The sequence below is a fragment of the Citrobacter sp. Igbk 17 genome (assembly GCF_028069775.1).
GTDB lineage: Bacteria > Pseudomonadota > Gammaproteobacteria > Enterobacterales > Enterobacteriaceae > Citrobacter.
The window spans coordinates 113,239-124,762 of record NZ_JANEWI010000010.1 but is presented as its reverse complement, the minus strand read 5'-3'; the positions used below and the strand labels follow the sequence as shown (position 1 = coordinate 124,762).

14 protein-coding genes are annotated in these 11,524 nt (G+C 53.5%); 11 read left to right on the top strand and 3 right to left on the bottom strand.

Annotation, left to right across the window (positions count from 1 at the left end):
• On the bottom strand, positions 1-230 hold a 230-nt coding region (locus tag NNO08_RS08735; protein ID WP_271456567.1), incomplete at its 3' end, for an acyltransferase family protein.
• 334 nt (positions 231-564) lie between these two features.
• Between NNO08_RS08735 and NNO08_RS08730 the strand changes: the two genes are divergently transcribed.
• From NNO08_RS08730 to NNO08_RS08695, 8 genes are all read left to right on the top strand, one after another.
• Positions 565-1,737 (top strand): phage tail sheath protein, encoded by a 1,173-nt coding sequence (locus NNO08_RS08730; protein ID WP_101742451.1) that lies wholly within the window; start codon positions 565-567, stop codon positions 1,735-1,737.
• Between the two features lie 9 nt (positions 1,738-1,746).
• Entirely contained in the window at positions 1,747-2,262 is a 516-nt protein-coding gene (locus NNO08_RS08725) for a phage major tail tube protein (RefSeq protein WP_048213290.1), read from the top strand.
• Between the two features lie 54 nt (positions 2,263-2,316).
• Positions 2,317-2,619, top strand: coding sequence for a phage tail assembly protein (locus tag NNO08_RS08720; protein ID WP_019077474.1), 303 nt, complete (start codon positions 2,317-2,319; stop codon positions 2,617-2,619).
• Between the two features lie 14 nt (positions 2,620-2,633).
• Positions 2,634-2,756: a GpE family phage tail protein gene (locus NNO08_RS08715; protein WP_271456566.1), complete on the top strand. Its 123-nt coding sequence runs from the start codon at positions 2,634-2,636 to the stop codon at positions 2,754-2,756.
• Complete coding sequence (locus tag NNO08_RS08710; RefSeq protein WP_271456565.1) at positions 2,746-5,541, top strand: phage tail tape measure protein; 2,796 nt, start codon at positions 2,746-2,748, stop codon at positions 5,539-5,541. Before NNO08_RS08715 ends, NNO08_RS08710 begins: the two co-directional genes overlap by 11 nt.
• Complete coding sequence (locus NNO08_RS08705; RefSeq protein ID WP_271456564.1) at positions 5,538-6,023, top strand: phage tail protein; 486 nt, start codon at positions 5,538-5,540, stop codon at positions 6,021-6,023. The genes NNO08_RS08710 and NNO08_RS08705 overlap by 4 nt, the downstream gene beginning before the upstream one ends.
• Positions 6,020-7,117 carry a phage late control D family protein gene (locus NNO08_RS08700; RefSeq protein ID WP_271456563.1) on the top strand — a complete coding sequence of 366 codons (1,098 nt, stop codon included), beginning with the start codon at positions 6,020-6,022 and terminating at the stop codon, positions 7,115-7,117. Before NNO08_RS08705 ends, NNO08_RS08700 begins: the two co-directional genes overlap by 4 nt.
• A gap of 64 nt (positions 7,118-7,181) precedes the next feature.
• Positions 7,182-7,397, top strand: coding sequence for an ogr/Delta-like zinc finger family protein (locus tag NNO08_RS08695; protein WP_271456562.1), 216 nt, complete (start codon positions 7,182-7,184; stop codon positions 7,395-7,397).
• Between the two features lie 288 nt (positions 7,398-7,685).
• On the opposite strand, the gene NNO08_RS08690 is transcribed toward NNO08_RS08695, so the two are convergent.
• On the bottom strand, positions 7,686-9,371 hold the full coding sequence (locus NNO08_RS08690; RefSeq protein WP_040233921.1) for an aspartate:alanine antiporter: 1,686 nt from the start codon (positions 9,369-9,371) through the stop codon (positions 7,686-7,688).
• A gap of 269 nt (positions 9,372-9,640) precedes the next feature.
• Here NNO08_RS08690 and NNO08_RS08685 point away from each other — a divergent pair, with 269 nt between their 5' ends.
• A complete protein-coding gene (locus NNO08_RS08685) occupies positions 9,641-10,021 on the top strand; it encodes an inner membrane protein YbjM (protein ID WP_271456561.1) in 381 nt (126 codons plus the stop codon).
• A 34-nt stretch (positions 10,022-10,055) separates the two neighbouring features.
• Here the strand turns inward: NNO08_RS08685 and NNO08_RS08680 are convergent, their stop codons facing one another.
• Positions 10,056-10,319 carry a GrxA family glutaredoxin gene (locus tag NNO08_RS08680; protein WP_005123606.1) on the bottom strand — a complete coding sequence of 88 codons (264 nt, stop codon included), beginning with the start codon at positions 10,317-10,319 and terminating at the stop codon, positions 10,056-10,058.
• Between the two features lie 177 nt (positions 10,320-10,496).
• On the opposite strand from NNO08_RS08680, the gene NNO08_RS08675 reads away from it, so the two are divergent.
• Both NNO08_RS08675 and nfsA read left to right on the top strand, forming a co-directional pair.
• A complete protein-coding gene (locus NNO08_RS08675; RefSeq protein WP_271440628.1) occupies positions 10,497-10,787 on the top strand; it encodes a YbjC family protein in 291 nt (96 codons plus the stop codon).
• Complete coding sequence (gene nfsA / locus NNO08_RS08670) at positions 10,771-11,493, top strand: nitroreductase NfsA (protein ID WP_271456560.1); 723 nt, start codon at positions 10,771-10,773, stop codon at positions 11,491-11,493. Before NNO08_RS08675 ends, nfsA begins: the two co-directional genes overlap by 17 nt.
• The last annotated feature ends 31 nt before the right edge of the window (positions 11,494-11,524 follow it).

Here is an 11,524-nt window from a genome sequence, read left to right as displayed (position 1 = left end):
TAGTATAAATAAAAGAATATAAATCCGGATATTACAAAGAAAAGCTCTACAGCATAAAGGCCATGATTGTAAAAAATAGAAAGGTAATCATATAAAGGTTGGTTGCTGACTATGAATTTATTTTTGTCGGCCATGAAAAAATGCTGCCAGTGCCACAATACAACTGAAAGTGCAGCAAGACCTCTTAGAATATCAAGTGTATATATTCTGTTCCCAAAAAAATTTTTCAAAACACACCCCGAATAAAATTATTTCCTATTATGGCTAATTTATTTTATACGAAAATAGCATCGGTGAAAATGATTATTTATAGTGTTGATAGCGTTATCCGAGCGAATGGTTAAAGGACTGGTCGTAGCTTATTTACTATGAACACGTGTCAAAAATGGCCGAACACTGAATTACAGGGAGATGTACTCGAACGCCTTCTCTGTACAAAAAATACCCCGCCAGCTAGGCTGAAAACCCCGTTATTGTGTCAGTGATGGCACAGGGATAAACGCGTGCGCCGCGTGCGTATCAACCAGAACATAAGGCATCCATGTCAACCGGAGATAATGCCTTATGGCTCAGGATTACCACCACGGGGTGCGAGTTGTTGAAGTCAACGACGGCACCCGATCCATTACCACGGTGAGCACCGCCATCGTGGGCATGGTCTGCACCGGCGATGATGCTGATGCGTCCGTATTCCCTCTCAATAAACCGGTTCTGCTGACGGATGTGCTGGAGGCCAGCGGTAAAGCAGGCGAGTCCGGCACGCTGGCCCGTTCGCTGGATGCGATTGCTGACCAGTCAAAACCCGTGACGGTTGTTGTACGCGTGGCGCAGGGCGAAACCGAAGCGGAAACCACCTCCAATATTATCGGTGGCGTCACTTCCGACGGTAAAAAAACGGGGATGAAAGCGCTGCTTTCTTCGCAGTCGCAGCTGAAAGTTAAGCCGCGTATTCTCGGTGTGCCGGGGCATGACACGAAGGCGGTAGCCACTGAGCTGATGAGTATTGCGCAAAGCCTGCGCGGGTTTGCCTACCTGTCTGCCTATGGCTGTAAGACGGTGGAGGAAGCCATTGCCTACCGGGACAATTTCAGCCAGCGAGAAGGGATGCTGATCTGGCCTGATTTCATCAACTTTGACACCGTGCTAAAAGCCGATGCGACGGCTTACGCCTCTGCACGTGCGCTCGGTTTGCGCGCCAAAATCGACGAACAGACCGGATGGCACAAAACCCTGTCCAACGTGGGGGTGAATGGCGTCACCGGTATTTCCGCTGATGTGTTCTGGGATCTGCAGGACCCAGCAACGGAGGCTGGACTGCTGAACCAGAATGACGTCACCACGCTGATCTGCAAAGACGGCTTCCGCTTCTGGGGTTCTCGCTGCCTCAGTGACGATCCATTGTTTGCGTTTGAGAACTACACCCGCACGGCGCAGGTGCTGGCTGACACGATTGCAGAGGGGCATATGTGGGCGGTGGATAAGCCACTGAATCCGTCACTGGCCCGCGACATTATCGAAGGTATTCGCGCCAAATTACGCAGCCTGGTGAATCAGGGATACCTCATCGGGGCTGACTGCTGGCTGGATGAGTCAGTGAACGATAAAGACTCCCTGAAAGCCGGGAAGCTCACCATCGACTACGACTACACGCCTGTGCCGCCGCTTGAAAATCTGATGCTGCGCCAGCGCATCACCGATCGCTACCTGGTCGATTTTGCCAGCCGTGTCAGTGCATAAGGGGGATACATGGCATTACCACGCAAGTTAAAACACCTGAACCTGTTCAACGACGGGAACAACTGGCAGGGGATCGTTGAGTCCCTGACTCTGCCGAAATTCACCCGCAAGTTTGAGAAGTATCGCGGCGGCGGTATGCCGGGCGCGGTGGATGTGGATATGGGGCTGGATGACGGCGCACTGGACACGGAATTTTCAATCGGCGGCACCGAACTGTTGTTATTCAAGCAGATGGGCAAGGCAACCGTTGACGGCATCCAGCTGCGTTTCACCGGCTCTATTCAGCGTGACGATACCGGCGAAGTGCAGGCCATTGAGCTGGTTGTGCGCGGGCGTCATAAGGAGGTGGATTCCGGCGAGTGGAAAACCGGCGAGAGCAGCAGCACCAAGGTCAGCAGCACCAACAGCTACGCGAAGCTGACCATTAACGGTGAGGTGCTCTATGAGGTTGATCTGGTCAACATGATTGAAATTGTTGACGGCGTGGACCTGATGGAAGCGCACCGTAACGCCCTTGGCCTCTGATTTAACTTAACGGCGCGGTGATCCGCGCCAGTATCTGATTAACAGGAAACGAATATGAGCGACAAGCTGACTGAAAAAACCGTACAACTGGATACGCCAGTCATGCGCGGTAAAACCCAAATCACCGAAATTGTTCTGCGTAAGCCTCAGTCCGGTGCGCTGCGCGGCACCCGTCTGCAGGCCATTATGGATATGGACGTGGGGGCCATGATGACAGTGATCCCGCGTATCTCCACTCCGACGCTGACCGCACAGGAAATGGCAGAACTGGACCCCGCCGATCTCACCGCGCTGTCGGTAGAGGTGGTCACTTTTTTGTTGAAGAAGTCGGTACTTGCCGGTTTACCGACAGCCTGACGGTAGATGATTTGGTGGCAGATATTGCCACCATTTTTCACTGGCTGCCCTCCGTCACTGACGTTATGCCGCTGACCGAAGTGCTGGAATGGCGGTACAAAGCGATACAGAGAAGCGGAGCCAGCGATGAGCGATAACAACCTGCGCCTGCAGGTCATTCTGAACGCGGTGGATAAGCTCACCCGCCCATTCCGTTCTGCGCAGGCCAGCTCTAAGGAGCTGGCAGCCGCAATCCAGCAAAGCCGTGCCAGCCTTAAAGCGCTTGATTCACAGGCCGCCCGTATCGACGGATTCCGCAAGGTCCGCACCCAGCTTGAGGGAGCAAAAAACGATCTTACAGCTGCGCGTCAGAAAGTGTCTGAACTGGCGAATGCGTTTGCTGCAGCCAGCAATCCCACGAAAAAACAGGCGAAGGAGCTGGAGCAGGCAAAACGCCGGGCCAGCCAGCTAAAAGATACCTTCGACGGTCTGCGGCAGTCAGCCCAGCGGCAACGCGATGAATTAAGTGCTGCAGGTATCAACACTAAAAACCTGAGTTCCGCCCAGCGCGTGCTGCGGCAGAATGCCGATGAAACAAGGCAGGCGCTTGACCGACAGCAGAAATCACTCAAACGCCTGGGTGAACAGCAGGCGCGGATCAATGCTGTTCGTGAGCAGTATTCACGCCGTGTTGAGGTCCATGATCGCATTGCGGGCGCCGGGGCGACTACGGCAGCCGCCGGTGCTGCGATGGGGGCGCCGGTTGTGGCTGCGGTCAGGAGTTACGCCAGCATGGAAGATGCCATGAAAGGTGTGGCAAAACAGGTTAACGGACTGCGTGACGACAACGGCAACCGCACAAAGCAATTTTATGAAATGCAGGACGCCATCAAAGCTGCCAGTGAGCAGCTGCCGATGGAGAACGGCGCGATTGACTACGCGGCACTGGTTGAGGGTGGCGCCCGCATGGGCGTGACCAATCAGGATGATCCCTTTGAGGACCAGAAGCGCGATTTACTGGCCTTTGCCTCAACTGCGGCGAAAGCAGCAACCGCTTTTGAACTGCCTGCAGATGAGCTGGCGGAAGAGTTAGGGAAAATTGCGCAGCTGTATAAAGTACCGACGCGCAATATTGAGCAACTGGGCGATGCGCTGAACTACCTGGACGATAATGCCATGTCAAAGGGCGGGGATATTATCAACGTCCTGCAGCGCATGGGCGGCGTGGCTGACCGCCTCGACTTCCGCAAAGCGGCGGCGCTGGGTTCAACCTTCCTTTCTCTGGGCGCGGCGCCTGAAATTGCCGCCAGTGCTTCAAATGCCATGGTGCGTGAACTTTCCATTGCCACCATGCAAAGCAAACGCTTTTTTGAAGGTATGGACCTGCTGAAACTCAATCCAGAAGAGATTGAAAAGCAGATGACCACGGATGCCATGGGTACTATTCAGCGCGTACTGGAGAAGGTCAACAAGCTGCCGCAGGATAAGCGCCTGTCTGCAATGACGATGATTTTTGGCAAAGAGTTTGGCGATGATGCCGCAAAACTGGCAAACAACCTGCCGGAGCTGCAGCGCCAGCTGAAACTCACTGCAGGCAGCGATGCTAATGGCTCCATGCAGAAAGAATCCGACATCAACAAGGATTCATTGTCTGCGCAGTGGTTGCTGGTTAAGACGGGCGCGCAGAACGCTTTCAGTAGCCTGGGGGAAACGCTGCGCCAGCCGCTGATGGATATCATGAGCATGGTTAAAGGCGTGACCGGGGCGCTTCGGCGCTGGGTTGAGCAGAATCCCGTGCTGGCTGGCACGCTGATGAAAGTGGCAGCGGCGACGGCGGCGATCACAGTCGGGCTGGGTACGCTGGCGGTGGCGGTGGCTGCTGTGCTGGGGCCGATTGCGGTGATCCGGTTCGCGCTGTCGATGCTGTCGGTTAAGGTTTTACCTTCCACCGCAGCTGCAGCGACACGCACGGGCGGGGTGCTGCGTTTACTGGCTTCTGGTCCGCTGGCGTTACTCCGTGTGGCGCTGTTCACCGTGGGGAGTTTGCTTGGGGCGTTGCTGAGTCCGATCGGTCTTGTTGTAGCGGCGCTGGCTGGGGTGGCACTGGTGGTCTGGAAATACTGGCAGCCTATCAGCGCCTTTCTGGGCGGAGTAGTAGAGGGGTTCAAAGCGGCGGCAGCGCCTATCCTGTCAGCTTTTGCCCCGTTAATGCCCATTTTTCAATGGGTAGGGGATAAGGTCCGGGAGTTGTGGGGCTGGTTTACTAATTTGCTGACGCCGGTCAAATCGACGGCGGCAGAGTTGCAGAGTGCGGCATCAATGGGGCGTTTGTTCGGTGAAATGCTGGCGGAAGGGCTGAACATGGCGCTGCATCCGCTGGAGTCTCTGAAATCCGGCGTGGTCTGGTTGCTGGAAAAGCTGGGCCTGGTCAATAAGGAGGCCGCCAGCGCCCGGTTGCCAAATCAGACGCCTGCCACAGTGGGCGGTAACGGCAGCGTGATATTGCCGCCCGGCGGGTTCCCGGCTTACGCGGGAATGTACGATACCGGCGGAAATATCCCGCGCGGGCAGTTTGGCATCGTGGGGGAGAATGGGCCGGAGATTGTCAACGGCCCGGTAAACGTAACCAGCAGGCGACGCACAGCGGCGCTGGCCTCGGTGGTTGCTGGAATGATGGGGGTGGCTGCGGCGCCGGTTGATGCGGCCCCGCTACATCCATTTAGCCTGCCGGTAAAATCAGGCGGCGCAATGATGGGCCAGGGCGCCAGCGTGCAGCCGGTTATCAATGTGGACGCCCCCACGCAGATTATTATCCAGGCGCAGCCAGGACAGAATGCGCAGGACATTGCGCGAGAGGTGGCGCGCCAGCTCGACGAGCGTGACCGCCGGATCAGGGCGAAGGCCCGGAGTAACTACAGCGATCAGGGGGGCTATGACTCATGATGATGGTGCTGGGATTATTTGTTTTCGAGCTGCGCACGGTCCCTTATCAGGAGCTGCAGTATCAGCGCAGCTGGCGCCATGCGACAAACAGCCGCGTAAACCGCCGCGCCACTACGCAATTTCTGGGGCCGGATAATGACACGCTGACGCTATCCGGGGTGCTGTTGCCAGAAATTACCGGCGGCAGGCTGTCTTTGCTGGCGCTGGAACAGATGGCGGAGCTGGGCAAGGCGTGGCCCCTGATCGAGGGCAGTGGCACGATTTATGGCATGTACGTGATTGAGGGGCTGAACCAGACGAAAGCAGAGTTTTTCCGTGATGGGAAACCGCGCCGGATTGAGTTTTCATTGTCGCTGAAAAGGGTGGATGAATCACTGTCTGAAATGTTTGGCAGCCTGAGCGCTCAACTAGGCATCCTGCAGGATTCGGCAACGTCAGCGATTGGCAGTATCAGCGGAACAGTGGGAGGGCTGCTGTCATGAATTTAGATTCAGTGCTACTGAATACCGGCAGCAAAACGCCTGCATTCAGCATCACGATTGAGGGAAAGGATATTACAACGGTGCTGGATAAGCGCCTTATGAGCCTGACCCTGACCGATAACCGGGGATTTGAGGCTGACCAGCTTGATCTGGAGCTGGACGACGCGGACGGCCTGATTGTGCTGCCGCGCCGTGGGGCGGTGATAACGGTAGCACTGGGCTGGAAAGGGCAGCCATTGTTTCCAAAGGGGGGGTATACCGTTGATGAGATTGAGCATAGCGGCGCGCCTGACCGTCTGACCATCCGTGCCCGCAGCGCTGACTTCCGGGAAACCCTGAATACCCGGCGTGAAAAGTCATGGCACCAGACAACCGTGGGGGAAGTCGTTAAGGAGATAGCCGGGCGCCACAACCTGAAAATGGCGCTGGGTAAAGACATGACCGACAAAGCCGTCGATCACATCGACCAGACCAATGAGAGTGACGCCAGTTTCCTGATGCGGCTGGCGCGCCAGTATGGCGCCATTGCGTCCGTGAAAGATGGCAATCTGCTGTTTCTCCGCCAGGGCCAGGGCAAAACAGCCAGCGGCAAGGCGCTGCCGGTTGTTACTATTACCCGCAAAGATGGTGACGGTCATCGGTTCACCCTTGCTGATCGTGGTGCCTATACCGGTGTTATTGCCAGCTGGTTGCATACGCGGGAACCGGTAAAAAAAGAAGCGGTAAAGGTAAAACGGAAGCGGAAAACTACAACGACAAAAACGGCGGAGGAGAAACAGGGAGATTACCTCGTCGGTACGGATGAAAACGTGCTGGTTCTTAATCGTACCTACGCCAACCGGAGCAATGCAGAGCGCGCAGCAAAAATGCAGTGGGAACGTCTGCAGCGTGGGGTTGCTTCATTTTCCCTGCAGCTCGCTGAGGGGCGGGCTGATCTCTATACGGAAATGCCGGTGAAGGTCACGGGGTTTAAGCAGCCGATCGATGATGCAGAATGGACCATTACCACCCTGACGCATTCTGTCAGCCCGGATAATGGATTTACGACCAGCATGGAGCTTGAAGTAAAAATAGATGAGTTCGCAATGGAATGATTGGTTCCAAATTGCGAACAATGATGTATCATTATTGCGAACTGGTTAATAATGAGGGCTGATTATGATGAATTGTCCTATGTGCGGTCAGGTTGCACATACCCGCAGTAGCTTTCAGGTTTCCAACGAAACCAAAGAACGCTACAACCAGTGCACCAACATCGAGTGCGGGCATACCTTCGTGACGCATGAGACTTTTGTGCGCTCGGTGTGCCGTCCGCAAAAAATCAGCGCTGCACCACCACATCCCAAAGGTATGCAGGAACAATTTGCTTACTGACTTTGACCCGCTGCTAGCGGGTTTTTTTATGCCTTTTGCCGCAATGGGGAAAACGCTGCCGCCATTATGTCGCCATCAAAGGAATAGTGGGTGTGTAAGTGGCTGATATTGAATGGTGTGAAATTCAGGCAACAAAAAACCCATCAACCTTGAACCAAAACGGCGGGGTTGATGGGCTCCACAAATTGGGGACATCAAAGAAAAGCAGTGGCAATAGTTATGACTGACGCCTTTAAGAAAAGTTCTGCTTACCTGCAAAAAATTTTCATTAAAAGCAAAAAAACAGTTCTAACCGATGCCAGGCCAGATGATGACGATGAGTGTCCCCGCCAGCGTCAACAGAACGTTAGCAATCGCGTATGTGCCCGCATAGCCTAAAGCGGGAATGTTGCTACGCGCGGTATCGCTGATGATTTCCATTGCTGGTGCACAGGTACGTGCCCCCATCATTGCCCCGAACAGCAGGGCCCGGTTCATGCGCAATACGTAAGCCCCAAACAAGAAACAGATGATCACTGGAACCAGGCTGACAATCAGACCCGAAATTAGCATCTGGCCACCCACTGCGCCGAGGCCATTACCAATGCCGCTACCTGCGCTCAAACCGACACCAGCCATAAAGACCATCAGGCCAAACTCTTTGACCATGTTCAGCGCACCTTGAGGGATGTAGCCAAACGTTGGATGGTTAGCACGCAAGAAGCCCAGCATAATTCCGGCGAAGAGCAAACCAGCCGCGTTGCCGATACCGAAGCTGAAGTTACTGAACTGGAAGGTGATCATCCCGATCATCAGGCCAATAATAAAGAACGCGCAGAAAGCCAGCAGATCGGTCACCTGGCTGTGAATTGAAATAAAGCCGATACGATCGGCAATCGTTTTCACACGGCGCGCATCGCCACTGACCTGTAATACATCGCCTTTATTAAGTACGACGTTGTCGTCAATGGGCATCTCGATCTGGCTGCGGATCACGCGGTTCAGGAAGCAGCCATGGTCAGTCAGCTTCAACTGGGCCAGACGACGACCTACGGCATTGTGGTTTTTCACCACAATCTCTTCGGTGACGATACGCATATCGAGCAGATCGCGATCGAACACCTCTTTACCGTTACGGAAACTGGGGTCGAGGCGAGCATGAGCATCCGGATAGCCCACTAAGGCAATTTCATCGCCCATTTGCAGCACTGCGTCACCGTCCGGGTTGGCCAGAATACCGTTGCGGCGGATACGCTCAATATAACAACCAGTCTGGCGGTAGATGCCCAGCTCGCGCAGATTTTTCCCGTCAGCCCATGCAACCAGCTCTGGGCCGACACGGTAGGCGCGGATCACCGGCAGATAAACCTTACGGTTGGCGTCAGTGTCCAGCCCGCGCTCACGCGCGATTTGTTGGGCGCTGGTTTGCAGATCCTGATGCTGCAGTTTTGGCAGATAGCGAGCACCCACAATCAGACTGACCAACCCAATTAAATAGGTGAGGGCGTAACCCAGGCTCAGGTTATCAAGGGCGGTGGATAGCTGTGTACCTTCCATTCCTGAATGGCGCAAGGTATCGCCCGCGCCGACCAGAACTGGTGTAGAGGTCATTGAACCAGCCAACATGCCTGCCGTCAGGCCGATATCCCAGCCAAATAGCTTACCCAGCCCCAGGGCGATCAGCAGTGCGCTACCGACCATCACCAGTGCAAGCATCAGGTAATTTTTCCCATCGCGAAAAAAAATCGAAAAAAAGTTGGGACCGGCTTCCACCCCGACACAAAAAATAAACAGCATAAAGCCAAGATTTAATGCGTCAGTGTTAATACTAAAGTGCTGCTGACCTAATAATAGGGAGACCACTAAAACGCCAATGGAATTACCGAGTTGGACTGAACCCAGGCGTAATTTACCCAGACACAGGCCCAGAGCCAGGACCACAAATAATAACAGGATGTAATTCCCATTTAACAAATCTGCGACGTTTATATTCACGGAGGCTAACTTCTTGTTTACTAGTAAGCTATTGAAAGAAATGGCAATTTACGCTAATGTTTTTGCCAGAAATTAAGGGGCGACAGCATCGTACACAGCCCCAAATAATGCAGCACAACAATATATGCGGCTAGTTTAATCTCATTACGTATCAACGGCTATAAGAATCGTGTGGGTGTGTTTTTGGCATGGAATGCCGAGTAACTTTATCTGACTGGACGCCTGCGGGCGAAAAGAGTGTTCGATAGAGAGGATGTCAGGAGGAACGATTGAAACATAAGCAAAGTTGGGCGGGTGCGATCTGCTGCTTTGTGCTCTTTATTGTAGTGTGTCTTTCATTGACGCTGAATATGAAAGGCGCATTTAGAGCGGCTGGGCATCCTGAGGTCGGGTTGTTATTTTTTATACTGCCTGGCGCTGTGGCAAGCTTTTTCTCCCACCGTCGGGAAGTGCTCAAACCCCTTCTTGGTGCAATACTGGCAGCACCGTGTTGCTTGTTACTGATGCGGTTCGTTTTTATGCCGACGCGTTCGCTGTGGCAAGAGGTGGCATGGCTGTTCAGTGCCGTGTTCTGGTGTGCGCTTGGGGCACTGTGTTTTTTATTTATCAGTAGTTTATTCAACCAGCGTCAGCGGCGGAAAAAAAACTGATGACGCCCTCCAGCGGAGGGCGTAGAAACAGCTATCAGGCGAACAGATTCATATTCTCTTTTGCCCACGCCTCAAAATCCGTGCAGCCGCCGATGTGTTGTTGATCAACGAAAATCTGCGGAACGGTTTCAACCGGCTTACCTACCGTTTTTTCCAGATCTGCTTTAGTAATTCCTTCGGCATGGATATCAATGTAGCGGAAGTTAAAATCGTCATGCTCATTGCTCAATTTTTCTGCTAATTCTTTTGCGCGCACGCAATACGGGCACCCTGGGCGACCAAAAATAACGGCAAACATCTCTATCTCCTCGAACTTATCAGGCCGGATGGCGAATGTTGTTATGATGCCGCGATTTGTGACGGATGGAAAGCAGGTTCAGCCTGTTGCTTTGATATCCTTAGTCTATGCCGCATTTTTGTTAAACATGGGCAGTCGGAACGTTTTACACTAAGCGCCATTTATCGGGAGGCACCTATGCGCACAGTGGGCGTGTTACCCAAAAGCGTATTGATTCTGGAAATCATCGGGATGATTTTGTTATCGCTGGCGCTGCTGTCGCTTAACGATTATCTCACTTTACCCGCACCGCTAAACGGGCCATTGGCCTGTGTGGTAATGATATTTCTGGGTGTACTGTTGATGCTTCCCGCCGCAGTGGTATTGATGTTGCGCATTGCGCAGCTGTTGGCACCGCAGCTGATGTCGCGTGCTCCCGACGCTTCTTCCCATTCAGCCAGAGAAAAAAAAGATGACTCCAACCATTGATTTAATTCGCAGCCACCGTTCCATTCGCCATTTCACCGATGAAGGTATTTCCGATGCACAGCGGGAGGCGATTATTGCTGCCGCTCAAGGAACATCAAGCTCAAGTTTTTTGCAGTGCACGACGATAATTCGTATTACCGATCAAAATCTGCGTGAGTCCCTGGTGACATTATCGGGGGGACAAAAGCACGTCGCACAAGCCGCCGAGTTCTGGGTTTTTTGTGCTGATTTTAATCGCCATTTGCAGATTTGCCCCGAGGCGCAACTGGGGCTGGCTGAGCAACTCTTGCTTGGCGTGGTTGATACGGCGATGATGGCGCAAAATGCGCTGACAGCGGCGGAATCGCTGGGGCTTGGCGGTGTGTTCATTGGCGGCCTGCGTAATAATATTGAGCCGGTAACGGAATTACTGATGCTGCCGAAGCATGTTTTGCCGCTGTTTGGCCTGTGTCTTGGCTGGCCTGCGGATAACCCGGACATCAAGCCCCGGCTGCCAGCAACACTGGTGGTGCATGAAAACCAGTATCAGCCGCTCGATCAGGATGCATTGTCGCAATATGATGAACAGCTTGCTCAGTACTATCTGACCCGTGGTAGCAACACGCGTCGCGATACCTGGAGCGATCATATTCGCCGCACCATCATTAAAGAAAGCCGTCCCTTTATCCTGGAATATTTACATAAACAGGGATGGGCGACGCGCTAAAGCGTTTAACCCAGTGTATGATACGCCAGCT

What these genes read in the sequence shown, in the direction of transcription:
- NNO08_RS08725 (WP_048213290.1), top strand. Translation starts at nt 1,747, where the DNA reads ATGGCATTACCACGCAAGTTAAAACACCTGAACCTGTTCAACGACGGG.
- NNO08_RS08730 (WP_101742451.1), top strand. Translation starts at nt 565, where the DNA reads ATGGCTCAGGATTACCACCACGGGGTGCGAGTTGTTGAAGTCAACGAC.
- NNO08_RS08705 (WP_271456564.1), top strand. Translation starts at nt 5,538, where the DNA reads ATGATGATGGTGCTGGGATTATTTGTTTTCGAGCTGCGCACGGTCCCT.
- NNO08_RS08710 (WP_271456565.1), top strand. Translation starts at nt 2,746, where the DNA reads ATGAGCGATAACAACCTGCGCCTGCAGGTCATTCTGAACGCGGTGGAT.
- NNO08_RS08675 (WP_271440628.1), top strand. Translation starts at nt 10,497, where the DNA reads ATGCGCACAGTGGGCGTGTTACCCAAAAGCGTATTGATTCTGGAAATC.
- NNO08_RS08680 (WP_005123606.1), bottom strand. Translation starts at nt 10,319, where the DNA reads ATGTTTGCCGTTATTTTTGGTCGCCCAGGGTGCCCGTATTGCGTGCGC.
- NNO08_RS08720 (WP_019077474.1), top strand. Translation starts at nt 2,317, where the DNA reads ATGAGCGACAAGCTGACTGAAAAAACCGTACAACTGGATACGCCAGTC.
- NNO08_RS08695 (WP_271456562.1), top strand. Translation starts at nt 7,182, where the DNA reads ATGATGAATTGTCCTATGTGCGGTCAGGTTGCACATACCCGCAGTAGC.
- NNO08_RS08700 (WP_271456563.1), top strand. Translation starts at nt 6,020, where the DNA reads ATGAATTTAGATTCAGTGCTACTGAATACCGGCAGCAAAACGCCTGCA.
- nfsA (WP_271456560.1), top strand. Translation starts at nt 10,771, where the DNA reads ATGACTCCAACCATTGATTTAATTCGCAGCCACCGTTCCATTCGCCAT.